The organism is Enterocloster sp. OA13 (genome assembly GCF_022440595.1).
GTDB classification, from domain to species: Bacteria; Bacillota; Clostridia; order Lachnospirales; family Lachnospiraceae; genus Enterocloster; species Enterocloster hominis.
Window position 1 is genome coordinate 1,722,103 of the sequence record NZ_JAKNTF010000001.1, and the last position, 23,113, is coordinate 1,745,215.

Here is a 23,113-nt window from a genome sequence, read left to right on the forward strand (position 1 = left end):
TTAATACATGGCGGACAGGGAGGAAAGGGCCTATGGGTCAGGATGGGACAAGAAAGAGGATGGAAGAGGGAAGGCTGTATTATCCGGGAGATACGCAGATCTTGAAAGAGCAGGAACAGTATATGGAACTGCTCTATGATTACAATGCCACCAGACCGGGTGAGGGGGAAAAGCGCAGGATCCTCCTGGAGAAAATGCTGGGTTCTGTGGGGCAGGACTGTTACATTGAACCGCCCCTGCACTGTAACTGGGGAGGAAAGCATGTGTTCATGGGGGATTTTGTCTATGCGAATTTTAACCTGACCCTGGTGGATGACGCTGAAATCCACATCGGGCCGCACTGCATGTTCGGACCGAATGTGACAATTGCCACGGCCGGACATCCTGTGGAGCCGGGGCTTCGCAGGCAGGCAATCCAGTATAACATTCCGGTGCGTATCGGGGAGAACGTGTGGGTCGGGGCAGGGGCAGTCATCCTGCCAGGAGTGACCATTGGGGACAATTCAGTCATCGGAGCGGGAAGCGTTGTAACCAGGGACATCCCAGCCAATGTGGTGGCTGTGGGGAACCCCTGCCGGGTCCTCAGGGAAATCGGGGAGCGGGACAGGAAGTTTTATTATAAAGAGCGGGAGATTGATATCTGATTGGAACCAGGAGGATTTGGAATGAAACATAGGAAAGCAGATATTGGATGGCTGGAGGATCCCCAGGTATTCCAGGTGAACCGGTTGGATGCACATTCAGACCATGGATTCTACGAAACAGAGGCACAGGCGGAGGCTGGGGAAAGCCCGCTCATCCAGAGCCTGGACGGGGAATGGGGATTTGCCTGGAGCAGGCGGCCGGATGACCGGCCCGCCGGATTTTTTGATGAAGGGTTTGATGACAGCGGCTGGGATACCATAGAGGTACCGGGGCACATGGAACTGCAGGGCTATGACAGGATCCACTACATCAATACCATGTATCCATGGGAAGGCCATGTAGAGATGCGCCCGCCCCATATTGACTGGGACCATGACCCGGTGGGAAGCTATGTAAAGGAGTTTGACCTGGAGGAGGGGTTAAGGGGAAAGCGTGTGTGCATCTCCTTCCAGGGCGTGGAACAGGCGTTTTATGTATGGCTGAACGGACAGTTTGTGGGCTATGGGGAAGACTCGTTCACGCCTTCGGATTTTGACCTGACCCCGATGATACGGGAGACAGGGAACCGCCTCTGTGTGGAGGTGTATAAGCGCAGCTCGGCGGCCTGGCTGGAGGACCAGGATTTCTTCCGGTTCTCCGGCATTTTCCGGAGTGTGTACCTGTATGCGAAACCCATGTTCCATGTGGAGGATGTATGGGTACGGGCAGGTCTTAAGGAGGATTACAGGACCGGTACATTTGCCCTGGGCATCAGGGTCTCTTCTGCTGAAGATGGCGGAGGGGGACAGGAAACCAGATGGATTGACAGCCTGGATGGAAGCGGTGTCACGGCTGAGTGGAGGCTGTGCGGACAGGACGGAACTGTGGCCGTGTCAGGCAGGACTGGCGGGGATGATGCAGGTCCGGACAGTATGAAGGATGGCAGGTATCTGATGCTGGCGGAGGAGGAAATCCCCGGCGTCCGGACATGGTCATCCAAAGACCCATATATGTACCAGCTATATATAAGCCTTAAGTGGGATAGTGGGGAGGTTATCGAGGTGGTCCCTCTGAAAACCGGGTTCCGCCGTTTTGAAATCAAGGATAAAATCATGCTCATCAACGGTGAACGCATCATGATTAATGGCGTGAACCGCCATGAGTGGAACCCAAAAAGGGGACGTGCCGTCACACAGGAGGATATGCGCCGTGATATCGAAATCCTGAAGCGCAACAACATCAATGCGGTTCGCACCTGCCACTACCCCAACCAAAGCCTTTGGTACAGTCTCTGCGATCAAAACGGCATCTATGTCATGGATGAGGCAAACCTGGAAAGCCACGGTTCCTGGCAGAAAATGGGAAAAAGTGAACCCTCCTGGAATGTTCCGGGCAGCCTGCCGGAGTGGGAGGCCTGTGTGGTGGACCGGGCAGCGTCCATGCTGGAGCGGGACAAGAACCATCCCAGCATCCTGTGGTGGTCCTGCGGAAATGAATCCTATGCAGGAACCTGTATCCTGGCCATGAGCCGGTATTTCCACGAAAAGGACCCGTCCAGGGCGGTTCATTATGAAGGGGTGTACTGGAACCGGAAGTTTAATGAAATCAGCGATGTGGAGAGCCGTATGTATGCGCCTCCCAAAGAGGTACGGGCATACCTGGAGGACAATCCCCAGAAACCGTATCTTCTGTGCGAGTACATGCACGACATGGGCAATTCCATTGGCGGCATGGAGAGCTATATCCGGCTGGCGGATGAATTCCCCATGTATCAGGGCGGGTTCATCTGGGATTATATTGACCAGGCCATCTACAGGAAGGATGTAGATGGAACGGAAGTCCTGGGATATGGCGGGGACTTTGGGGACAGACCCACGGATTACGCCTTCAGCGGAAACGGGATTGTTTTTGCGGACAGAAGGGAAAAGCCTGCCATGCAGGAGGTACGCTACTGGTACAGCACAAAAGAAGAGCGGGAACGGTTTGACCGGGAGGGCCGGGACGCAGAGGCGGGGGATGGCGGAAGGCCGGGTGGCAGTACAGAGCCAGGTGTTGAAGGAAGGCCGGGGAGCAGTACAGAGGCAGGAGTTGGTGGAAGGCCGGAAGGCAATATAGAGCCAGGTGTTGAAGGAAGGCCGGTAATAGTTGCAGGGGAAGGAACCGGTGAGGTGACGAAAAGTAGCATAGGGACAGGGCATAAGCGTCTTACCGTCATTCACGGGGATGTTACACTGGGAGTAAAGGGTGACGGGTTTCATGTGATTTTCTCCTACTCGGAGCATGGCATGGTGTCACTGGTGTATGATGGCCTGGAGTGGGTTTACCGTCCTGCAATGCCTGCCTTCTGGAGGGCATCCACGGAGAATGACAAGGGGAATGGGTTTGCTGTCAGGAGCGCTGTCTGGTGCGGCGCTGACCAGTTTATCAGATGCACGGGATGGCATGTCCAGGAAAGCCCTGACCAGGTGCGTATTACCTATGAGTACGCTGCCAGCACGGTACCGGCGGCCCAGGTGAGCGTCAGCTATACCGTTGACGCTGCCGGGACAATCCGGGTGCACTGCCATTATCACGGGCAGGATGGACTGCCCCAGCTGCCGTTATTCGGCCTGCGCTTTTCCGTACCCTTTGTGGCGGGGAATGTACAGTGGAAAGGGCGCCGGGGAGAGACTTACCCTGACAGGAAAAAGGGCGGTGCATGGGGGATATGGGAAAGCCAGGTTGAAAAACCGGATTATCTGGTGCCGCAGGAATATGGCTGCCATGTGGATACACAGTGGTTGCGGCTTCAAGCGCCTGAGGACGGCCTTAAACGCTGTCTTGAGATAGCCATGGAAGACAAGCCCTTTCATTTTTCCGCAATCCCCTATACTCCTCATGTACTGGAAAATGCCCTTCACAGGGAAGAACTTCCGGTACCGCGCAGGACCGTGGTATCGGTGCTGGGCGCCATGCGGGGCGTGGGAGGGATTGACAGCTGGGGGTCGGATGTGGAGGAGGAATACCACGTTCCGTCGGATGAGGATATCGAATTTGGGTTTGTGATACGGGGGACGGTATCAGGGATTGTTTAAGATTTCAGTCCCATCTAAGTACGTCCCTGGTAATAAAGATTTTATAGTATTTACGGATGCAGGCAATCCTGGTACGGATAGTACTCCGCCCAGGATTGCCTTTTTTTAAATCATCATGTTTTTTGTAGATGGACGTTGATTGAGCTGGCCGGAATCTATCTGTGGGAGAAGGTATGCCGGGAAGTGAAGGGGCATGGACACCCCGGCAAGGGGTACCTCTGGCATTCATTAGATTAACCGTGACATCTCCAGGGGAGATATTATTCCCTGTTTCACCATCCTGACCATTAGACTATAGTTAATTATGCAGCTGTCTGTAAATCCCGTCTTCATCCATATCAGGATGCTCTTTAACCGCATTATAAATCCGGCTGATTACGGTTAGGTCCTCTTCAAGGACTTCGGCTGTTTCTTCCGGTGATAATCCCTTTTTGGATTTTTTCATGACCAGGGAAATCAGTTTAATCATTTCCCCCTTTTTAAGTCCGTCTTCCATAAGCATCTGTCCAAGTAGCGTCATACCCATCATCTCCTTTACCTTTTCCAAATCTGTTTTATTCAGGAACTTAATTGCCAATGCGTAAAGCACGGCTTCCATATGCCGGATATCATCTTTATCCGCATCAACCTGTGCCATGCGCAGGATATCCATTCCCCGGCAGATGCGTCCGCATATATCCATGTTGCCGGACATAAGAGGCGCCAGGAGCAGGGGGAACAGGTCGCTTCTGGTGAGGCGTCCTCCCTGTTCCATCTTCATTTCCAGGTCATTGAAGACACGGTCTGCATCATCATCCTTAATCCGGACCAATTCTATCCGGTATACGTTAATCCCACAATTTAAGCTTGTTTTAGGATTCCTGACATCGGCACTGCAAAGGACAGTGGTGATGACCTGGCGGCCGGATGTCAGGCTTAAGAATGCCTCGTATTCCCGGAAACGTCTTAAATCCTTTTCAGTAATCGGGTCGCTTTCAAATTCCAAATGCCGTAATACCCCGTCATCCATTATGAAATTAAAATCCTCCTCCATCCTGCGTACATCCAGATGGACCTGTTCCGTGGGGGCGATTGCAGTCATGCGGCCCTTAACCCCAAGGTAGGGGAGCAGTTCCTGTCCAAAGAACATGGCTGCTGTTTTCAGGACCTTGTCCTCAATCTGGCTGGGGGCGTTTAAGACATCCCGTGGTTTGTAAGATACGTTGCTTTGTTCCATACAGCCTCCTTTACCGGTAGGCCATAGGTAAGCTACTCCTATTATAACTTCTTTTGAAATGCCGGACAATACCCTTATTAACTAAGAGTCGTTTTTACCGTTGGTGAATTAAAATGAATATGTAGATTGTGATTTTCTAAACTCTGGAATTTATAAAGTAAGATAAACTGAAACTTACTATCAGAATCATAAAAGATGAAATGATATGTTATTTGGAATAGCTTCCTGATGTGCCTGTTCATGTCCGGCTATTAAAGTATAAACCGGGTCAGGGGAAATTATCAAGATATCTGTGAGAAAAGGAATGCTGGGAAGTGAAAAATTCACGGAAAGCCCGGCAAACCATACTCTTTGGCATCCTGTGCATTGATATAAATATTCTCTGGATGGGCCTTATTTCCCCGTCGCCACCCTGACCGTCAGCCTATGGTTAATTATACAACTGTCTGTAAATCCCATCCTCATCCATATCCGGATATTCCTTAACCGCATGATAAATCCGGCTGATGACCATCGGTTCCTCTTCAAGTATTTCTGCTGTTTCTTCTGGGGATAATCCCTTTTTAGCTTTTTTCATGACCTGGGAAATCAGCTTAATCATTTCTCCCTTTTTGAGCCCTTTCTTAATCCCATCTTCCATAAGCATCTGTCCAAGTAGTGTCATACCCATCATCTCCTTTACCTTTGCCAAATCTGTTTTATTCAGGAACTTAATTGCCAATGCGTAGAGCACGGCTTCCATATGCCGGATATCATCTTTATCCGCATCAACCTGTGCCAAGCGCAGGATATCCATTCCCCGGCAGATGCGTCCGCATATATCCATGTTACCGGACATAAGCGGCGCCAGCAGCAGGGGGAACAGGTCGCTTCTGGTGAGGCGTCCTCCCTGCCCCATCTTCATTTCCAGGTCATTGAATACACGGTCTGCATCATCATCCTTAATCCGGACCAATTCTATCCGGTATACGTTAATCCCACAATTTAAGCTTGTTTTAGGATTCCTGACATCGGCGCTGCAAAGGACAGTGGTGATGACCTGGCGGCCGGATGTCAGGCTTAAGAATGCCTCGTATTCCCGGAAACGTCTTAAATCCTTTTCAGTAATCGGGTCGCTTTCAAATTCCAGATGCCGTAATACCCCATCCTCCATGATGAAATTAAAATCCTCCTCCATCCTGCGCACATCCAGGTGGACCTGTTCCGTGGGGGCGATTGCAGTCATGTGACCTTTGATTCCGAGATAAGGGAGCAGTTCCTGCCCGAAGAACATGGCTGCTGTTTTCAGTACTTTGTCCTCAATCTGGCTGGGGGCGTCTAAGACATCCCGGGGTTTGTAAGATACGTTGCTTTGTTCCATACAGCCTCCTTTACCGGTAGGCCATAGGTAAGCTACTCCTATTATAACTTCTTTTGAAATGCCGGACAATACCCTTATTCAATAAGGGCAGCTTCATACCGTTGATAATTAAGATGGATATTGAATGTTTTGCTTTTTGGGAAAATATAGTTGGAAATAATTTGAAACTTACTATCAGAATGATTGGATCATAATGAGATATGTGTAATTGGAATAGCCTCCTGATAAGCCTGCTGATGTCCGGATGAATAGAGTATAGCGCCATTAAGATGCCAAAACAAGATACTTTTGAAATATAAATTAAAAACCTATAAATTAAAAACCAAAAAAATTCCTCTAAAAAAAATTCCTTTAAATCATTTCCTTCCACCCAATGAACTTTTACCTTGCCGTAGGTCATGTTTGAGAATCCATTTCCAATATCCAGTCCTAATATCCAGTCCTAATATCCAATCCCAGAATCCATTCCCGCTATCCAATCTAAGGAATCCACCCAAGGTGCCCTGTTAGGGCAACGCAGGATATACAGCTGACATAAAGCAATTTTCAAACATGCCTTAAATCTTCAAACATGCAAAAAAGGATAGATACATTGTAAAAATGCACAAAATCCCCCTCCGGTTTTCGTGAGGTTTTAACGAAATGGAATGGATGATGAAAATAATGATTTACAAAGTACAGTATTGGTGATACATTTTAAATAACTTGTAAAACAAGTTTACACACATATACAAAAAGTATTATAACAAGTATAAAAACGGAGGGGAAGTAAATGAAGAAAACAATGAAAAAATTAGCAGCATTCATGGCAGCAGCCAGTGTGGCGGGCACCGCAATCATGGGATGCGGTTCTGCATCCGCAGGCAGCGCAGGACAGAAGGCAGGACAGTCAGGACAGGAATCAGGAACAGCAGGAGAGGCGGCAGGGGAAACAGCAGAAGGCGCGGTCCATGTGGGAATCATTTTCACGGAAGCAGGGCTTGGGGGGAATTCCTTCAACGACCTGGCCCTGGAAGGCGTGAAGAAGGCGGCCAAGGATTTTGGGATTACATATGATGAGGTGGAGCCAAAGTCCGTGTCGGATGAGGAAATCATCCAGGACGAGATGGCATCCTCCGGTGACTATGATTTAATCATCTGTGTTGGCGCGGAACAGGTGGACGCCCTTACCAACGTGGCAGCCACTTACCCGGAACAGCGTTTTGCGCTTCTGGACGCTGATTCCGACCTGTCCAATGTGGCGTCCTATTCCTGTAAGGAGCAGGAGGGCGCGTTCCTGGCAGGCGCCCTGGCAGCCTTGGCCAAGCAGGAAGCCATTGACAGTAAGCTGGGGGACGGCAGGACCATCGGTTTCATCGGCGGCGTGGACAATCCCCTTATCAACCGGTTTGCAGCAGGCTATCAGGCCGGAGCCAGGTACATAGAGCCGGAGATGAATGTGCTGATTGACTATGCAGGCGGTTTTAATGATCCCACCACGGCCAAGACCATTGCCAATACCTTTGTGGAAAAAGGTGCTGATGTGATTTTCCACGCCGCAGGGGCCTCCGGCATGGGCATGTTCCAGGCAGCAGAGGAAAAGGGCTTTGTGGCCATTGGCGTGAACCTGAACCAGAACAGCATTGCACCGGACTATATCATGGCAAGCATGCTTAAAAAGCTGGATTCCTGCGCATACCATGCCATTGCCAGTGTTGTGGAGGGAACCTATACAGGGGAGAACCAGATGTTAGGCTTAAGTGACGGCGGAGTGGACGTGACCGTGGAAAACAGCAATATCAAGGTTACGGATGATATGCTGGCACAGCTGGAGGAACTGAAACAGAAAGTAATTGCAGGGGAGATAGAGATACCATCTGAACTGAACTAGGAGACAGGAGGCAGGTATGGACGCAATCAAAATGGTTGGCATTGTAAAATGTTTCGGGCCGGTACGCGCCAACGACGGCATTGACTTTACTGTTAAACACCAGGAGATCCACTGTCTTCTGGGAGAGAACGGAACCGGTAAAAGCACCCTGATGAATATCCTTTTCGGGCTGTATCATCCGGACGCAGGAGAGATCCATATTAATGGAAAAAAGGCATCCATTGCCAATCCCAATGATGCCTATGGACTGGGAATCGGCATGGTGCACCAGCATTTCATGCTGGTAAACCAGCTGACGGTCCTGGAGAACATTATCCTGGGCAAGGAATCCGGAGGTTTCTTACTGGACAGGAAAGAGAGCCGCAGACGGGTGGAGGAACTGGTGGAGCGGTTCGGCTTCCGGATTGATCTGGATGAGAAAGTGGTGAATCTCTCCGTGGGCATGAAGCAGAGGGTGGAGATACTGAAAACCCTGTACAGGGGAGCGGATATCATTATCCTGGACGAACCCACCGCCGTGCTGACACCCCAGGAGGTAGATGAATTATTTAAAATCCTGCGTCAGCTCAAGGAGAACGGCAAGACCATCGTATTCATCACCCACAAGCTTAACGAGACCATGTCCCTGTCCGACCGGATAACCGTTATCCGCAAAGGTAAAGTGGTATTCTGCTGTGACACCGCAGACACCAACGAGAAGGAACTGGCCACACAGATGGTGGGCAGGCAGGTGGAATCCGTGGTGGCGGGAAGAGGAAAGGCCGGCCCCGTGGTCCTGGAAATCAGGGATGTCCGTCTTCATGAACGGGCCGGGAATACAGTGAGCCTGACCGTGCATGCAGGGGAGATACTTGGCATTGCGGGCGTGGACGGCAACGGACAGCAGGAACTGGAGGAAATGATAGTGGGTAACCGCAAGGTGACAGAGGGAAGCATCCTTTTGAACGGGACCCCCATCCATACCATGCCTGTAAAGGACAGGAAGGCCATGGGCCTTGGCTATATACCGTCCGACCGACACAAGAATGCCATGATTTCCAGCTTTTCCATCACTGAGAATTTCCTTCTGGGTTACCAGAAAAATCCTCAGTACTGCAAAAAGGGCTTTATTGACTATGATAAGCTGAAACAGGACGCCGGGAAGCAGGTGGAGGCATTTGAGATAAAAATCGCTGGTGTGGACCAGGAAATCGGCCAGCTGTCAGGGGGTAACCAGCAGAAGGTAATCCTCGGCAGGGAAATCAGCCATGACCCAGGTCTGGTACTGGTGGCCCAGCCCGTGCGGGGACTGGACATCGGAGCCATTGAAAAGGTACATAAGACCCTGCTTGAGCTAAAGGACCAGGGCAAGGCCATCCTTCTGATATCGGCGGAACTGTCGGAAATCATGAACCTCAGCGACCGCATCGCCGTGTTTTACGAAGGGGAGGCCAGCGCCCAGTTTACCAATGGGGAATATACAAAGGAAGAAATCGGCCTGTTCATGGCAGGAAAGAAGCAGGAGGTAAATGCTCATGAAGTGGATATGTAACAAGAAGACCGCAGAGATAGGCAAATCCCTGGCAGCCATTGGGCTGGCGCTTTTAATCGGAGCCCTGTTCATCCTTCTGGCAGGGGAGTCACCCATCAGGGCCTATGCCTCCCTGATACAGGGCGCGCTGGGAACGCCCCAGTCCATTGCCAACACAATCAGTAAAAGCATTCCCCTGGCATTTACCGGCCTGGCAGTGGCCATGGGCTCCCGGTGCGGCATGTTAAACATAGGAGCAGAGGGACAGCTTCACGCCGGGGCCATGGCAAGTGTCATAACAGCCCTGACCCTTAACTTCCTTCCTGCCCCCATACTGCTGGTTGTCAGCATCCTGGCAGGAATCCTTGCGGGGATGGCGGTGGGAAGCGTGCCAGGCATTTTCAAGGCCAGGTTCAGTACCAACGAGGTAATCGTGGCCATCATGCTCAACTATATCTGTACCCTGTTCACATCCTACCTGGTCAATGGTCCCTTTAAGACAGAAGGTTCCACGGCCCAGACAGAACTGATTGCAGAGGGAATCTGGTTTGGCAAGCTGCTTCCAAGGACCCAGCTGACATATGCCCTGTTCCTGTTAATCTTCATCGCTGTGGCCATGTACATTTTCCTGTGGAAGACATCGGTGGGATACCAGCTCCGCGCCGTGGGGGCCAATCCATCTGCTGCAGGGACAGCGGGCATCCGGGTGAACCTGTTCCTTATCATGTCCATGACACTCAGCGGCGGCATTGCGGCCATGGCCGGAATTACAGAAGTATTTGGAAAATATCACAGGTTCATAGAAGGCTTCTCCCCCTCCTTCGGGTTCACGGGAATCGCGGTGGCCATACTTGGCAGGAACCACCCCGCAGGAGTGCTTCTCACGGCCCTGCTCTTTGGAATCATGGACATGGGCTCCCTGCGCATGAGCAGGGAAACCATGGTCAGCACCAACATGGTAATTGTCATACAGAGCCTGGTAATCCTGTTAGTAGCGGCCCCGGAACTGATTAAATGGGGCAGAAAGAGAGGATGACATATGGAAATGATCAATAATTTTATCGGCCTGACCCTGCAGCTGTCCGTCCCCATTGTCCTGGGCGCCCTCTGCGGCACCATAGCGGAGCGCGGGGGAATCATACTGCTGGGTGTGGAAGGAATCATGCTGGTAGGCGCATTCGCAGGGGTCCTGGGTTCCTATGTCACCGGCTCGGCCCTGGCAGGCGTGGCGCTGTCCCTGATCCTTGGGGGCCTGATTGGATGGTTTTACGCCCTGTTCTGCCTGAAATGGAAAGCACACCAGTCCGTGGTTGGCGTGGGCATCAACCTGTTTGCCAGCGGCATCACGGCAGTGATGTTAAAAGCGGTCTGGCAGACAGAGGGTATGTCTGAATCCGTGGCATCCATCCCCAACCTGACCATACCGGGACTGTCCCGGATTCCCATCATAGGCGCCCTGTTTAAGGAACAGTCCCCCTACCTCTACGCCATGTTCCTGATTGTGGCAGGGGTCTGGGTGGTATTCTATAAGACAAAATTCGGCCTCAGGTACAGGGCCATGGGCGACCAGCCCTATGCGGTCCAGACAGCCGGGGTGCCGGTAAACCGCTACCGCTACACGGCCATGATACTGGCCGGCAGCATCGCTGGCCTGGCCGGTTCCTATCTGTCCATATCCCAGAACAACCTGTTCGTGGTGGACATGACGGCGGGAAGGGGCTTCATGGGCCTGGCCGCCAATATCTTCGGCGGATGGCAGCCCCTTGGCTCCATGGGCGCGGGCATGATATTTGCCATTGCCCAGGCAGCCAGGTTCTATCTCACGGATTTATCCATTCCGTCCCAGTTCGTGCAGATGCTGCCCTATGCAGTGACCCTGATTGTGCTGCTGTTTGTGGGAAAACGGGTAAAAGGTCCGGAAGCACTTGGCAAACTGGTGGATTAGTTCTATACTAGTATACAGGAAGCGCGGCATTGTTGAACAAGATATATGCTGTGCCGGACATGTATAAGAACTGACGCCAAGGCGCACGAAAGGAGCACGGGACCTGTGAAGGATACTGTTATTAATGAAAAGAATGTAAAGATACCGCTGTATGTGGCTGCATATGAGACCATCAGCCAATGGCTGAAGGATGGGAAATACAAAGCTGGGGACAAGCTGCCGGGAGAGAACATCCTGGCGGAACAGCTGCAGGTCAGCAGGGGTACGTTACGTCAGGCCATGCTGCTCCTGCAGGAAGACGGTTTAATCATCAACCACCAGGGAAAGGGCAATATCGTCCTTTCCAACCAGGATATGAGTAAAAGCGGGCTGGAGCGGATTGGGAATCCCATCGTGGATTTCTGCAGTGAGCCGGTGGACCGGGTGGTGACCACCATCGGCTTCCAGCCAGCCACACAAAAGCACCAGCAGGTCCTTAAGCTGCGGCCCTCCAGCGTGGTGGCTGTCATTGACATCACCTACTATTCCGGGGATACGCCGGCCGGGTTTTCCATGGTGTATATGCCCCATGAGGTGTTGGACAACAGCAATGTGGATCTGGAGGACACGGATACGGTTTACCGTTATTATACGGAACTGCTGGAAACAAGCGGACTGTACAGCGATACGAAAATCCGCCTGGGACAGGCCAGGGAGCGTCTGGCCAACATATTACACATCCAGGAAGGGGAACCGCTGCTTTTGTTAGAGGAGGTGCTCTACACGGAATATGACACGCCTGTGCTGTCACAGAAGCTGTTTTTCGGGCCGGACCAGCATGAACTCAGTATCCGAAGGAAGAATGACAGGAATATAATAAAGAAATCGGAGCAGTGAGATGAAGACATTCCATAATGAAGCAAGACCAGGGCAGATAGGAAGTACTGTCCTGATGCCAGGCGACCCCCTGCGCGCAAAATATATTGCAGACACATATCTCTCAGATGTGGTGTGCTATAACCGGGTAAGGGGAATGAACGGCTATACAGGTTATTATAAAGGAAAACGGGTTTCGGTCCAGGGAAGCGGGATGGGAATCCCGTCCATGGGCATCTATGCCTATGAGCTGTACCATGAATATGACGTGGATACCATCATCCGCATCGGGACAGCCGGGGCCGTGCACAGGGACGTGGGGATAGGGGAGCTGATCCTGGCCATGGGATGCTGTACCAATTCCAATTTTGCGGGCCAGTATCATTTGCCGGGAACCTTTGCCCCAATTGCGGACTTTGGCCTGTTAGAGGCGGCGGCGGCCCAGGCCAGCAGCAGCAGCATACCCTTCCGGGTGGGCAATGTATTCAGTTCGGACGTGTTTTACGAAGACCGGAAAGGGGAAAAGGGAGAGTGGGAGAAGATGGGCATCCTTGCCCAGGAAATGGAAACCCTGTCCCTTTACTGCACAGCCGCCCGCGCCGGTAAGCGGGCCCTGGCCATGCTGACCGTGGGGAGCAGCATCCACCATGACAGGGCTTTGAGCAATGAAGAGCGGGAAAAGAACCTGGATGCAATGATCCAGTGCGCGCTGGAAATTGCCGGGTGATTGCCGGAATATAGATAAGAAAAAGACGTGGGCGGACCCATGCATTCATTCATGCATTTGTCCCCACGTCTTTTTATTTGCCGGAACATTTCCCCAGCCTCTTTTTTGTATACTTCCTGGCCTTGCATTTACAATGCCCGCACCCGGCGGCCAGACGGGTGGCCTTCTTCACTTCCTTAAAGGAACCGGCGCCGTCCGCAATCGCTTTTTTGATATCTGCCTTTGTCACTTTAAAACAAGGGCATATGTACTTATCCTTTCCCATTACAGCACCAGGGAGGGAGCGGCATAGACCCTTGCGGCCAGTTCGGAATCCAGCATATAAAGCCCCTTGGGGTCGTGGCCGAACAGGTCATAGCGTTTTAGGAGCTCACTGGCATTTTTCTCCTCCTCGCCCTGTTCTTTTACGAACCAGTCCAAAAACTGCATGGTACGGAAATCCTTAACAGAATAAGCTGCATCATAAATCACATGGATAAGCCCGGTTACATACCTTTCATGTTCTAACCCGGCCTCCAGAGGGCCTCTGAAATCCTCAAATGATTTGTCCGGCTTATCAATGGCCTCCAATGTGACACCGGCATCGTTGTTCTGCAGGTATTGGATGAACAGCATGGCATGGTCCCGTTCTTCCTGGGCCTGTACCTGATACCAGTTATGAAATCCATTCAGCTCCGCATCCTTATAATAATTTGCAAAATCCAGATACAGGTAAGCGGAGTAGAATTCTTTGTTAATCTGTGTGTTTAATAACTCAGCAACTGTTTTGTCCAGCATGTCTGTTTCCTCCTTAGGTTTCTGTTTAAACGATAAATCTGACTGCCGTGCCGTAAGCAATTACCTCTGCGGCTCCCTGCATGACAGCGGAAGACGCATAACGTATATTGACGATTGCATCGGCGCCCAGTTCCTCGGCTTCCATGACCATGCGCTTGGTAGCCAGGGCCCGCGCCTCATTCATCATTTCATTGTAGGCCTTCAGCTCGCCGCCCACAATGGTCTTGAAGCTTTGGGTAATATCCTTACCGATATTCTTGGACTGGATTGTGCTTCCCTTTACAAGGCCCAGCATCTCCAGTTCCTTTCCTGTAATATAATCAGTATTTACTAAGATCATCTTCTTCACCGCTCCTTATCTCTAATATCCTGCATACCAGGTTGTAAATGGAAACGCCGATCAATCCCATGAAGATAAGACACAGTATCAGCTTAAGCAGCAGGGGAATGGGCGCTATGGTCCAGATACAGAGGTAAAATGCAAACCACAGTACCAGCAGTACCGTTATGACGACCGGGGCAATGATTTTTTTCCAATGCATGGGCTATGCACCTCCTTTCATCTGTAAGGCGTCCAGATACAACGGTTTCATATCCATCATACTTGGTTTACCGGACTTTGGCAAGAAAAACATGGCAGTCCCCAGGACTTTTTGATGTAACTTTTTCCAGATTATAGGAAAATGTATCTGATATCACATGATGTTGGTGATATTGTTTATATTATCATAAAAAACAGATTATTTAGACAATTAAAAACAAATAAACTAATAAGAATAAAAATATATTGAAAAAGTATTGACAAAACAGCCCTGATTGAGTATACTAAAACTAACAAAAGGAACGAAATAAAAACAAGGAGGTACAGTCCACCAGAAACAGATTTATCGTTTTCCATATGATTTCATATCATATGTGAAAACAGTGAATAACAAACCTGCCTGATGAAATGTTAAATAGGAAACCAGATACAATGGAAGTATTTATTTTCGAAAACCAAGTAGGTTATCAAGGAACGTGAACATTTGAATGATATGACGAGAAAGTATCATTTAAATGAACTTGATAATGAAAGGTGAAGATAAAACAACATATGTATATGGAACACCTGGAAAACAAAGTAAGGAGAGCAGAAGAAACAAAAAGACAGGTATCGAGGAAGAGAAATCTGAATCGATACCTGTTCTTTGTGCACACTCTAGTACTCCATCCAGCCATCATGCAGGGCCGGCAAAAGGGCCGGTGCCCATGCTTCAGCCAGGCGGTCCAGTGTGAATGCGGCGTTGGCCGGGCTGGTGGAAGGACACCTGACTGCGTCGCGTCCGGTCTGTTCCCGGCAGTATTTCATGTACAGTCCATGGGCGGTGCCGCCGTTGGTGATGATTTGGCGGATGCGGGCGGCTTTCAGTATCCTGTTTAAGTCCATGGGAACCACGTTGCGGATGCTCTGGTCACTGGAACCCTTGATATCGCAGGACTCTATCACATCCCAAAGCGCAATGCCCCTCAAGAGCAGGATGCCCTTCCTGGATTCATAATCAGGGGGAAAGGGTTCTTTTAGCAGGCGCTCCATCAGCTTCCAGAACCGGTTCTGGGGATGGCCGTAGTAGAAGTCCCGCTGCCTAGACCTGACAGATGGGAAGCTGCCAAGGATCAGTATCCGTGAGTTCCCGTCATAGACCGGTTCCAGGGTGTGGAAGACCCGGGTATATCCGGGAAGCAGTTCTGTTCCAGCAGGTTTTTCTTCACGTGAAGGTTGGATGTTCTTTTCCGTAGACATATGGTATGCTCCTTTTCGGTGTTTCTGGTCAGGCAGGTATCTGCATGATAGTATTGTACCACGATTCACGGAATTAGCAACTTTTGGAAACCCCTATTGACAATGGGGTGTGGATTTTACTATAATGATAGTAAGTATAAATAGGTTTGTTTAGTGCGATTGTTTTCGATGTGTTAGGTCTGCGCCCCGCGGCCAATAAGACAGTAAAGAACCCGGAACAGGACGGCGCGGTCAGCGTCTTTCTGTTCTGTTTTTATTTTCCATAAGAAAGAGAGGTAGCCATATGAACCAGGACCAGTTGAAACGTATGAGTGAAGGCAAGGGGTTTATTGCAGCATTGGACCAGAGCGGCGGGAGCACGCCGAAGGCCTTGAAGAACTATGGTATTAATGAGGACAGGTACAGCACGGATGAGGAGATGTTCAACCTGGTTCATGAGATGAGGACCAGGATCATTACCAGCCCTTCTTTTACATCACAGCATATCCTGGCGGCCATCCTGTTTGAGAATACCATGGAGCGCAGGATTGACGACAGGCTTACAGCCGATTACCTGTGGGAGGTAAAGGGAATCATCCCTATCCTGAAAGTGGATAAGGGGCTGGCAGAGGAGGAGGACGGGGTGCGTCCCATGAAGCCCATACCGGGCCTTGATGACCTTCTTGCCAGGGCAAAGGAACGCCATATTTTCGGTACAAAGATGCGTTCCGTGATTAAAAAAGCCAACCCGGAAGGAATTAAGAAGATCATCGGCCAGCAGTTTGAAATTGGCCTTAAGATTGCGCAGGCGGGCCTGGTTCCCATCCTGGAGCCGGAGATTGATATCTACAGCCCGGATAAGGCTGAGTGTGAGAGAACCATGAAAGAGGAGATGAAGAAACATCTGGCGGAGCTTCCCCAGGATACCAGAATCATGTTTAAGCTGTCCATTCCGGATAAACATGGTTTCTACAGCGATATCATGGAAGACCCTCATGTCATCCGGGTGGTGGCTTTGTCCGGCGGCTATTCAAGGCAGGAGGCCAATGAGCGGTTAAGCCGCAGCCCGGGCCTGATAGCAAGCTTTTCCAGGGCCTTGTCCGAGGGCCTTAATGTGGACCAGACAGCAGGTGAGTTTGACCGCATGCTGGCCCAGTCCATTAAGGAAATCTACGAGGCTTCCATTACCTGATGGCAGGGGATGTACCGGATAGGCAGAACCGGATAAACAGAACCAGATGGACGGATTCGGATAGGCAGAACCGGATAGGCAGAACCGGATAGGCAGAACCGGAAAAATAGAACCAGACGGACAGAACCGGCGGATAATCTGGCGGAATCAGCCGGAAGCAGCATATCCGGATCATAGATGTAAATGAGCGTGGGCCCCGCTGGAAACAGCGGGGCCTGTATTTGGTCCGGATGTATGTTCCTGTACCTACGAAACCCAGATTACCTGTTCATTGGTCAGTTCTGCCCTGTACCCATCATGGAAGCATACGTCATATGTAAAGCACCGGCCAAACCTTGGACCCATCTGGTAAATCAGATATGCCTCTGCTTTGTCCAGATGGAAGCTGATCCAAAATCCGGCTTCAGGATAATACATTCCGGATACCGGGCTTATCCGGTGCTTCACATCATTTCCGACCACAACAACAGGCAGGGGACCGCTCTCCTTGCCGGTCCGTGGGGAATCATCAGGCAGATGATCCAGTCTCCAGGTGCAGCATGGACTGTTCTTTAGGTAGCCTGCGATTTCGGTGGTCTGGTTTTGACAATATTGGATGATGGCCGATTGGGGCATTTCCCCGTAGTACGAAGCGTCCTGGCCCCTGGCATATCCTGCAAGTTCCCGGAAGATGCTGCAGCACTTATCCAGCAGGGCATATAACAGCCCGTCGGACCTTCCCATGTTAAGCGCATACATGACATCGGGCATCAGCTGGTCCTCAATACATGACAGATTCTGTTCCAATATGGGGAAGGGAGGATATCCGTAGCTGGTCAGGAGATTAAGGGCATCCTCCTTAAGGGACAGGGGATTATTGGATATGATCACGTGCTCCAGCAGTCCTGTGATTTCTTTCCCGTATGGCAGTGTGTTTTTATAGTATGGATCAAGATAATAATCCAGGCATAACAGGAGCCGTTCCTTGGCATTTACGTCATTTCCTTCCAGTACGTCCCCTATGGCGGCAACGCCGCTTTCCACAATCTTTTTTTCATCATCAGAATATGTAATGAATCCCATATACCCTCCCCTGAACGTGTTTACGTATTGTTTGAAGCAAATCCTTTTATATTCATATGTTACCACAAGAACACCTGCGTGCAAAGGCTGTCTTGTGCCATAAAATATTTCATGCTATACTGGAACATGAAAAATACAGGAAGTATCAGGATAAAATATGAAACAGGAATATTATTACCAGCATATGGATAAGGCGGAGCAGTCCGTATACCGCGCCATGCTGGATGGATTTGAGATGATATCGCCGGAATTCCCGGTGCTGCGGCTGGATGGAAGGGATTTGTCGGAGCTGTTCTTCAGGCTCCGCCTGGACCATCCGTCTGTGTTCTATGTGGAGGGGTTCCGTTACCGCTATGCGGAACATTCGGATTATGTCCAGCTCATACCCCAGTATATGTTTGAGAAGAAAAAGATTAAGGAAATGAAACAAGCCCTGGAGGCCAGGATGAACCGTCTGATCCAGCCGGCAAGGAACCTTTCACTGGAAGAAAAGGAACAGTATATCCATGATTTCATCTGCACCAATGTCACGTATGATAAGCTGAAGAAACAGTATTCCCATGAAATCATTGGCCCGCTCCAGCAGGGAGTCGGGGTCTGCGAAGGGATTGCAAAGACGGTGAAGATACTCTGTGACCGTCTGGGGCTTGAGTGCATCATCGCCATCAGCCAGGCCAATCCTGAAAAGGGTGTGCGCTACCGCCATGCCTGGAACGTGGTAAAGCTTAAGAATACATGGTACCACCTGGATGCCACCTTTGACAATTCCCTTGGAAGGTACGGACAGAAGCGGTTTGATTATTATAATCTGGATGACAGGATGATGTTCCGGGACCATGAGCCGCTGGTTTACCAGATACCACAGTGCACGGACGGGACGCATTTTTATTATAAAGAAAACCGGCTGTCCCTCACTAAGATGGAGGACGTGGCCGGACGCATGAAGGCTGTGCTGAGGAAGAAACAGCCATATTTCGTGTTTCACTGGCGGGGAGGCGCCCTTAACCGCGCTGTCCTGGAGCAGATTGCAGGGATTGCCTCTGAGGCTGCAAAGGAGAAGGGGAAATACATCCGGCTGTCCGTGAATTATCTTCAGGCAGTGATGGAAATAGCGGTACTGGAACACCAGATACAGGATAATATATGCAGGGAAGAAGCCAATGAAGGCGAACTGGACCATGGAGCGTTAACGAAAGGGGAGGGCAGTGATGGATAAAAGCTGGGGAAGCGTAATCCTGTCAGGCGGCAAGGGCCGCAGGATGGGAAATGAGGATAAAAGCGGGCTGTCATATAGAGGGGAGACATTCCTGGAAGCAATCAGCGGGCAGCTTGGCATGCTCGGGGGTACCTGTTACCTTTCCAGGGCCGCCTATAAGGCAGGGGAGGCCCATCATGGTTTTACTGTGATTGAGGACACGGTGAAGGGGAAGGATGGGGAATGGATCGGTCCCATGGGAGGAATCTGGTCCTGTTTTGAAAGGACAGGGGAAGACTGCCTGTTCTTTGTGTCCTGTGACATGCCGATGTTCCGGTCCGTGATGGCGGAGCGGCTTTTGGGATATATGAAGCCGGGGGTTGACGTGGTCCTGTGGAGGACCAGGCAGGGGCGTATCCAGCCCATGTGCGGTCTTTATTCCAGGTCCTGTGTGCCGGTCCTCAGACAGCTCATGGAACAGCAGGACTACAGGATGATGGGGTTACTGGACCATCTGGAGTGCGTGGTGGTGGAAACATCAAAGGAGCATATCCCGGACCAGTGGTTCATGAATGTGAACACGCCTGAAATATATGGAAAGCTCAAGCAGATAACGCCGTCCGTCCTGGCTGTCAGCGGAAGTAAGAATACAGGAAAGACATGGCTTCTGGAACATCTGGTGTCCATGCTTTCCCGGTCGGGTGTGCGCGTGGCTGTGATTAAGCATGACGGCCATGAGTTTGAGGCAGACGTGCCGGGCACGGACAGCCACCGGATGAAAAAAGCAGGGGCCTTTGGGACCGTGGTCTATTCCGGCAGCCAGTATGCCCTGGTCAAGAGCCAGGCGGGAATGGAGGCAGGGGATTTCTTTGGATTTTTTCCTGAAGCGGATCTGATTTTATTGGAAGGGCAGAAGTATTCTTCCTACCCCAAAATCGAAGTGCTGAGACAGGAAACCTCATGCAGCCCCGTGTGCCGGCCCCAGACCGTGCTGGCCTATGTGGCGGACTGCCAGGTGGACCAGGAGGGTGCCCGGGAACCCAGGAGGGTATTCACCTTTGACCAGATGGATGAGGTGGCGGAACTGGTCATAGGGCATATGGACGGAAGCCTGTAAATGAACCCGGACAGGAAACTGTATGCATGGCTTCCTGTCCGGTTAAGGCGGCATCTTAGTTAAGGCAGTTATTGATGTAGTTATTAATGCAGCATTTTCTTAAAATTAACCTGCTGCCGGCCCCCGCCATATCCGCAGCGATTATAGAACTCATGGGCCTGGGTCCGTGCCGCGCCTGAAACCAGCCGGACACCGTGGGCACCCGACTCCCTTGCCCATGTTTCGATTCCTTCCAGCAGGGCTTTTCCAACGCCGCGCTTCCTATATGAATCCGCGACCGCGATTCCCATGATATTTTTTATCACTGCCAAGGAGCAGCCTTAATTTATCCAGTGTCATCACGTAGTCATATTCATATCCCATCCCGTCCCGGTTCAATTCATGGATGGAAGGAGCATCATCCATCCTGGCCTCTCTTATCGTAAAATCCATCATCATAAAGTCCTTCATCATTTCCCTTTCCCCGATTCATTGTTTTGAAATATATGGGATTATATGGAATTCCGTATCATTGTACGGTTCACGATACGTATAATCTGAGTATAGCAGATAAATCCATGCCCTGGCAATACCCCTCCGGGGGAGAGGGGATTTTCCATCCTTTTTCTGCTTGACGAAACGCCCATCCCTTGCTATATTAATAATAACAGCAATTGTTATATTGCTTGTAGAACAAATATAACTTTTATGTCAGCATAAGACGAAAGATGGTGGATTTATGGTGTTAAAGATTGATTTCAACAGTGATGAAGCAATCTATATACAGCTGCGCAACCAGATTATCATGGGGATTGCCACGGATATGATACGGGAGGGGGATACACTTCCTTCTGTGCGCCAGATGGCTGATTATATCGGCATCAACATGCATACAGTTAATAAGGCCTATTCCGTGCTGAAGCAGGAGGGGTTTGTGAAGCTGGACCGCCGTAAGGGAGCCGTGGTGAGTTTGGATATTGATAAGATCCAGTCCATGGGCGAACTGCGCCGGAACCTGGATGTGGTGCTTGCCTGGGGTATCTGCAAGAATGTTACCAGGAATGAGGTTCACCAGGTGGTTGATGAGATTTACGATAAATACACCAGGGGGTGTATGGATACGGAAGAAGATGAGGCAGATGAAAATTAGGACGTTTTTACGCCCTGAATGACTAATGGAGGATTCGTATGTTATGTGAAAGATGCAAGATCCGGGAAGCCAATATCAAATACACAGAGATCATTAATGGGATTAAGACAGAACACAACCTCTGCTCCCACTGTGCAAGGGAGATGGATTTTGGTCAGTACGCCGCCATTCTGGACGGTGAATTTCCTCTGGGTAAACTCCTGTCCGGCCTTCTGGGACTGGAGGACGATGAGGAGGAGACAGATGTGCGCGGCAAGGTGGTGTGCCCTACCTGCGGCACCAGCTTTGACGATTTTGTGGAGAACAGCCGGTTCGGCTGTCCTGACTGCTATGGCGTGTTTGACCTGTTCATCAATGACAAGATGAAGCAGCTTCAGGGAAGCGAGAGCCATAAGGGTAAGCACCCCAAGTTCAGGAGCACGTTTGAAAAGGAACATCCTGATGTGTCCGCGGCAAAAGAAGAGGATGGCCAGGATGCGCCGGACGCCTCGGATGCCAGGCCGGTGGAGAATACCCGCCCTGCCGCCGTGAATAAGCAGATCCGGGAACTGGAGGGCAGGTTAAAGGAAGCGATTGAGCGGGAAGAATATGAACTGGCTGCACAGTGCCGGGACCAGATCCGGGAACTGAAGAAGGAGGCGTGAATCCATGAGCAGATGGTATGACAGCGTGGACAACAAAAGTTCCAACATTGTTTACAGCCGCATCCGCCTGGCGCGCAACTGGGATGAGTATACATTTCCTTCCAGGATGACCAGGGAACAGTGCGGGGAAATGCTGGAACGCATGAGGGATGGGCTTAAGGACATAGGCAGCCTGGACGGAATGGAATACCGTTACGGACAGCTGGACGAGATGCAGGATCTGGAGAAGCTGGCGCTTAGGGAGCGCAGGATACTGAACCTGTCCGCTGTGAATAAGAAGGAACCGGCCGGTCTGTTCCTGTCAGAGGACGAGGGCAGCAGCATCGTGCTGGGCGGAGACGACCATATCAGGATGCAGTTCCTGGCATCGGGCCTTAAGCTGGATGAACTGTGGCACAGGGCAGATGTGATGGATGACTATATGAATGAGCGCTTTTCCTATGCCTTTGACGAGAAGTACGGCTACCTTACTTCATTCCCAACCAATGTGGGAACCGGGCTAAGGGCATGTGTGGTGCTTCACCTCCCGACCCTGTCCCAGGTCAGGAAGTTCCAGAGCATCGTGGGCGACATGAGCCGTTTTGGGACTGCAATCCGCGGACTGTATGGGGAGGGCGGCGATAATTATGGCAGCCTCTATGAAATCTCCAACCAGAGGACCCTGGGACAGTCGGAGCGGGAGATTGTGGAGCTGGTGACCAAGGCGGCGGCCCAGCTTAACAACCAGGAGATGAGGGTGAGGAATGCTACCCTCAATACCCAGAGGCTGGAGCGGGAGGACGAGGTTTATAAGTCCTACGGCGTACTTAAGTATGCCAGGAAAATATCGGAAAAGGATGCGCGCATCTTCATTTCCCAGCTCATGGCAGGGGAGGAGGACGGCCTTATGAAGCTGGATAAAAAATGCTCCCTTTACAGCCTGATTATCGGAATCAAGCCTGCCAATTTAAATCTCTGGGCCAAACGGCCTTTGGATAAGGATGAGATGGATGCGGTAAGGGCAGCCTATGTGAGACAGAATTTACCTGAGATAGCAGATAAGTAATACTTGTAAGGA

General features: G+C 50.8%; 24 protein-coding genes. 14 read left to right on the forward strand and 10 right to left on the reverse strand.

Features of this window, described 5'->3' with window-relative positions; translation table 11 throughout:
• The first annotated feature begins 32 nt into the window (after nt 1–32).
• On the forward strand, nt 33–644 hold the full coding sequence (locus MCJ35_RS07560) for a sugar O-acetyltransferase (protein WP_025482190.1): 612 nt from the start codon (nt 33–35) through the stop codon (nt 642–644).
• A 21-nt stretch (nt 645–665) separates the two neighbouring features.
• Nucleotides 666–3,698, forward strand: coding sequence for a glycoside hydrolase family 2 TIM barrel-domain containing protein (locus tag MCJ35_RS07565; RefSeq protein ID WP_025482189.1), 3,033 nt, complete (start codon nt 666–668; stop codon nt 3,696–3,698).
• A gap of 298 nt (nt 3,699–3,996) precedes the next feature.
• Here MCJ35_RS07565 and MCJ35_RS07570 read toward each other — a convergent pair whose 3' ends face one another.
• Together MCJ35_RS07570 and MCJ35_RS07575 are read right to left on the reverse strand one after the other, a co-directional pair.
• Entirely contained in the window at nt 3,997–4,914 is a 918-nt protein-coding gene (locus tag MCJ35_RS07570; protein ID WP_025482188.1) for a hypothetical protein, read from the reverse strand.
• A gap of 430 nt (nt 4,915–5,344) precedes the next feature.
• The gene (locus MCJ35_RS07575; protein WP_025482187.1) at nt 5,345–6,274 is read right to left on the reverse strand and encodes a hypothetical protein; all 930 of its coding nucleotides are present in this window, start codon (nt 6,272–6,274) and stop codon (nt 5,345–5,347) included.
• A 772-nt stretch (nt 6,275–7,046) separates the two neighbouring features.
• Here MCJ35_RS07575 and MCJ35_RS07580 point away from each other — a divergent pair.
• From MCJ35_RS07580 to deoD, 6 genes are all read left to right on the forward strand, one after another.
• On the forward strand, nt 7,047–8,144 hold the full coding sequence (locus MCJ35_RS07580; RefSeq protein WP_240299432.1) for a BMP family lipoprotein: 1,098 nt from the start codon (nt 7,047–7,049) through the stop codon (nt 8,142–8,144).
• Between the two features lie 16 nt (nt 8,145–8,160).
• Entirely contained in the window at nt 8,161–9,675 is a 1,515-nt protein-coding gene (locus MCJ35_RS07585) for an ABC transporter ATP-binding protein (RefSeq protein WP_025482185.1), read from the forward strand.
• Nucleotides 9,659–10,690, forward strand: a complete 1,032-nt coding sequence (locus tag MCJ35_RS07590; protein ID WP_040382357.1) for an ABC transporter permease — start codon at nt 9,659–9,661, stop codon at nt 10,688–10,690. The genes MCJ35_RS07585 and MCJ35_RS07590 overlap by 17 nt, the downstream gene beginning before the upstream one ends.
• Nucleotides 10,691–10,693: 3 nt before the next feature.
• On the forward strand, nt 10,694–11,599 hold the full coding sequence (locus MCJ35_RS07595) for an ABC transporter permease (RefSeq protein ID WP_025482184.1): 906 nt from the start codon (nt 10,694–10,696) through the stop codon (nt 11,597–11,599).
• Between the two features lie 105 nt (nt 11,600–11,704).
• Nucleotides 11,705–12,475: a GntR family transcriptional regulator gene (locus MCJ35_RS07600; RefSeq protein WP_008725027.1), complete on the forward strand. Its 771-nt coding sequence runs from the start codon at nt 11,705–11,707 to the stop codon at nt 12,473–12,475.
• Between the two features lies 1 nt (nt 12,476).
• On the forward strand, nt 12,477–13,181 hold the full coding sequence (gene deoD / locus MCJ35_RS07605; protein WP_025482183.1) for a purine-nucleoside phosphorylase: 705 nt from the start codon (nt 12,477–12,479) through the stop codon (nt 13,179–13,181).
• Between the two features lie 73 nt (nt 13,182–13,254).
• Here deoD and MCJ35_RS07610 read toward each other — a convergent pair whose 3' ends face one another.
• The 5 genes from MCJ35_RS07610 to MCJ35_RS07630 all read right to left on the reverse strand — a co-directional run bounded on the left by MCJ35_RS07610 (nt 13,255) and on the right by MCJ35_RS07630 (nt 15,738).
• Nucleotides 13,255–13,446, reverse strand: coding sequence for a (2Fe-2S)-binding protein (locus tag MCJ35_RS07610; RefSeq protein ID WP_008725032.1), 192 nt, complete (start codon nt 13,444–13,446; stop codon nt 13,255–13,257).
• The gene (locus MCJ35_RS07615; RefSeq protein WP_008725034.1) at nt 13,446–13,958 is read right to left on the reverse strand and encodes a ferritin; all 513 of its coding nucleotides are present in this window, start codon (nt 13,956–13,958) and stop codon (nt 13,446–13,448) included. Before MCJ35_RS07615 ends, MCJ35_RS07610 begins: the two co-directional genes overlap by 1 nt.
• A gap of 25 nt (nt 13,959–13,983) precedes the next feature.
• A complete protein-coding gene (locus MCJ35_RS07620) occupies nt 13,984–14,298 on the reverse strand; it encodes a YbjQ family protein (RefSeq protein ID WP_008725036.1) in 315 nt (104 codons plus the stop codon).
• The gene (locus tag MCJ35_RS07625) at nt 14,279–14,500 is read right to left on the reverse strand and encodes a hypothetical protein (RefSeq protein WP_008725037.1); all 222 of its coding nucleotides are present in this window, start codon (nt 14,498–14,500) and stop codon (nt 14,279–14,281) included. Before MCJ35_RS07625 ends, MCJ35_RS07620 begins: the two co-directional genes overlap by 20 nt.
• 656 nt (nt 14,501–15,156) lie before the next feature.
• Entirely contained in the window at nt 15,157–15,738 is a 582-nt protein-coding gene (locus tag MCJ35_RS07630; protein WP_081738997.1) for a DNA-deoxyinosine glycosylase, read from the reverse strand.
• Nucleotides 15,739–16,021: 283 nt separating this feature from the next.
• Between MCJ35_RS07630 and MCJ35_RS07635 the strand changes: the two genes are divergently transcribed.
• The gene (locus tag MCJ35_RS07635; RefSeq protein WP_025482182.1) at nt 16,022–16,909 is read left to right on the forward strand and encodes a fructose bisphosphate aldolase; all 888 of its coding nucleotides are present in this window, start codon (nt 16,022–16,024) and stop codon (nt 16,907–16,909) included.
• A 246-nt stretch (nt 16,910–17,155) separates the two neighbouring features.
• Here MCJ35_RS07635 and MCJ35_RS07640 read toward each other — a convergent pair whose 3' ends face one another.
• Entirely contained in the window at nt 17,156–17,971 is an 816-nt protein-coding gene (locus MCJ35_RS07640) for a hypothetical protein (protein WP_025482180.1), read from the reverse strand.
• Nucleotides 17,972–18,128: 157 nt separating this feature from the next.
• Here MCJ35_RS07640 and MCJ35_RS07645 point away from each other — a divergent pair, with 157 nt between their 5' ends.
• Both MCJ35_RS07645 and mobB read left to right on the forward strand, forming a co-directional pair.
• The gene (locus tag MCJ35_RS07645; RefSeq protein WP_240299433.1) at nt 18,129–19,187 is read left to right on the forward strand and encodes a transglutaminase domain-containing protein; all 1,059 of its coding nucleotides are present in this window, start codon (nt 18,129–18,131) and stop codon (nt 19,185–19,187) included.
• Nucleotides 19,180–20,283 (forward strand): molybdopterin-guanine dinucleotide biosynthesis protein B, encoded by a 1,104-nt coding sequence (mobB, locus tag MCJ35_RS07650; protein ID WP_025482179.1) that lies wholly within the window; start codon nt 19,180–19,182, stop codon nt 20,281–20,283. Before MCJ35_RS07645 ends, mobB begins: the two co-directional genes overlap by 8 nt.
• A gap of 83 nt (nt 20,284–20,366) precedes the next feature.
• Here the strand turns inward: mobB and MCJ35_RS07655 are convergent, their stop codons facing one another.
• Both MCJ35_RS07655 and MCJ35_RS07660 read right to left on the reverse strand, forming a co-directional pair.
• Nucleotides 20,367–20,588 (reverse strand): GNAT family N-acetyltransferase, encoded by a 222-nt coding sequence (locus MCJ35_RS07655; protein ID WP_025482178.1) that lies wholly within the window; start codon nt 20,586–20,588, stop codon nt 20,367–20,369.
• Nucleotides 20,545–20,736, reverse strand: coding sequence for a hypothetical protein (locus tag MCJ35_RS07660; RefSeq protein ID WP_025482176.1), 192 nt, complete (start codon nt 20,734–20,736; stop codon nt 20,545–20,547). The genes MCJ35_RS07655 and MCJ35_RS07660 overlap by 44 nt, the downstream gene beginning before the upstream one ends.
• Before the next feature lie 265 nt (nt 20,737–21,001).
• On the opposite strand from MCJ35_RS07660, the gene MCJ35_RS07665 reads away from it, so the two are divergent.
• From MCJ35_RS07665 to MCJ35_RS07675, 3 genes are read left to right on the forward strand one after another with little or no spacing between them, the layout of a single operon-like run.
• Nucleotides 21,002–21,412 (forward strand): GntR family transcriptional regulator, encoded by a 411-nt coding sequence (locus MCJ35_RS07665; protein WP_008725053.1) that lies wholly within the window; start codon nt 21,002–21,004, stop codon nt 21,410–21,412.
• A 38-nt stretch (nt 21,413–21,450) separates the two neighbouring features.
• Nucleotides 21,451–22,056: a UvrB/UvrC motif-containing protein gene (locus tag MCJ35_RS07670; RefSeq protein ID WP_034575912.1), complete on the forward strand. Its 606-nt coding sequence runs from the start codon at nt 21,451–21,453 to the stop codon at nt 22,054–22,056.
• A 4-nt stretch (nt 22,057–22,060) separates the two neighbouring features.
• Nucleotides 22,061–23,101 carry an ATP--guanido phosphotransferase gene (locus tag MCJ35_RS07675; protein ID WP_120058204.1) on the forward strand — a complete coding sequence of 347 codons (1,041 nt, stop codon included), beginning with the start codon at nt 22,061–22,063 and terminating at the stop codon, nt 23,099–23,101.
• Nucleotides 23,102–23,113 lie beyond the last annotated feature (12 nt).

What these genes read in the sequence shown, in the direction of transcription:
- MCJ35_RS07560 (WP_025482190.1), top strand. Translation starts at nt 33, where the DNA reads ATGGGTCAGGATGGGACAAGAAAGAGGATGGAAGAGGGAAGGCTGTAT.
- MCJ35_RS07565 (WP_025482189.1), top strand. Translation starts at nt 666, where the DNA reads ATGAAACATAGGAAAGCAGATATTGGATGGCTGGAGGATCCCCAGGTA.
- MCJ35_RS07570 (WP_025482188.1), bottom strand. Translation starts at nt 4,914, where the DNA reads ATGGAACAAAGCAACGTATCTTACAAACCACGGGATGTCTTAAACGCC.
- MCJ35_RS07575 (WP_025482187.1), bottom strand. Translation starts at nt 6,274, where the DNA reads ATGGAACAAAGCAACGTATCTTACAAACCCCGGGATGTCTTAGACGCC.
- MCJ35_RS07580 (WP_240299432.1), top strand. Translation starts at nt 7,047, where the DNA reads ATGAAGAAAACAATGAAAAAATTAGCAGCATTCATGGCAGCAGCCAGT.
- MCJ35_RS07585 (WP_025482185.1), top strand. Translation starts at nt 8,161, where the DNA reads ATGGACGCAATCAAAATGGTTGGCATTGTAAAATGTTTCGGGCCGGTA.
- MCJ35_RS07590 (WP_040382357.1), top strand. Translation starts at nt 9,659, where the DNA reads ATGAAGTGGATATGTAACAAGAAGACCGCAGAGATAGGCAAATCCCTG.
- MCJ35_RS07595 (WP_025482184.1), top strand. Translation starts at nt 10,694, where the DNA reads ATGGAAATGATCAATAATTTTATCGGCCTGACCCTGCAGCTGTCCGTC.
- deoD (WP_025482183.1), top strand. Translation starts at nt 12,477, where the DNA reads ATGAAGACATTCCATAATGAAGCAAGACCAGGGCAGATAGGAAGTACT.
- MCJ35_RS07610 (WP_008725032.1), bottom strand. Translation starts at nt 13,446, where the DNA reads ATGGGAAAGGATAAGTACATATGCCCTTGTTTTAAAGTGACAAAGGCA.
- MCJ35_RS07615 (WP_008725034.1), bottom strand. Translation starts at nt 13,958, where the DNA reads ATGCTGGACAAAACAGTTGCTGAGTTATTAAACACACAGATTAACAAA.
- MCJ35_RS07620 (WP_008725036.1), bottom strand. Translation starts at nt 14,298, where the DNA reads ATGATCTTAGTAAATACTGATTATATTACAGGAAAGGAACTGGAGATG.
- MCJ35_RS07625 (WP_008725037.1), bottom strand. Translation starts at nt 14,500, where the DNA reads ATGCATTGGAAAAAAATCATTGCCCCGGTCGTCATAACGGTACTGCTG.
- MCJ35_RS07630 (WP_081738997.1), bottom strand. Translation starts at nt 15,738, where the DNA reads ATGTCTACGGAAAAGAACATCCAACCTTCACGTGAAGAAAAACCTGCT.
- MCJ35_RS07635 (WP_025482182.1), top strand. Translation starts at nt 16,022, where the DNA reads ATGAACCAGGACCAGTTGAAACGTATGAGTGAAGGCAAGGGGTTTATT.
- MCJ35_RS07640 (WP_025482180.1), bottom strand. Translation starts at nt 17,971, where the DNA reads ATGGGATTCATTACATATTCTGATGATGAAAAAAAGATTGTGGAAAGC.
- MCJ35_RS07645 (WP_240299433.1), top strand. Translation starts at nt 18,129, where the DNA reads ATGAAACAGGAATATTATTACCAGCATATGGATAAGGCGGAGCAGTCC.
- mobB (WP_025482179.1), top strand. Translation starts at nt 19,180, where the DNA reads ATGGATAAAAGCTGGGGAAGCGTAATCCTGTCAGGCGGCAAGGGCCGC.
- MCJ35_RS07660 (WP_025482176.1), bottom strand. Translation starts at nt 20,736, where the DNA reads ATGATGAAGGACTTTATGATGATGGATTTTACGATAAGAGAGGCCAGG.
- MCJ35_RS07665 (WP_008725053.1), top strand. Translation starts at nt 21,002, where the DNA reads ATGGTGTTAAAGATTGATTTCAACAGTGATGAAGCAATCTATATACAG.
- MCJ35_RS07670 (WP_034575912.1), top strand. Translation starts at nt 21,451, where the DNA reads ATGTTATGTGAAAGATGCAAGATCCGGGAAGCCAATATCAAATACACA.
- MCJ35_RS07675 (WP_120058204.1), top strand. Translation starts at nt 22,061, where the DNA reads ATGAGCAGATGGTATGACAGCGTGGACAACAAAAGTTCCAACATTGTT.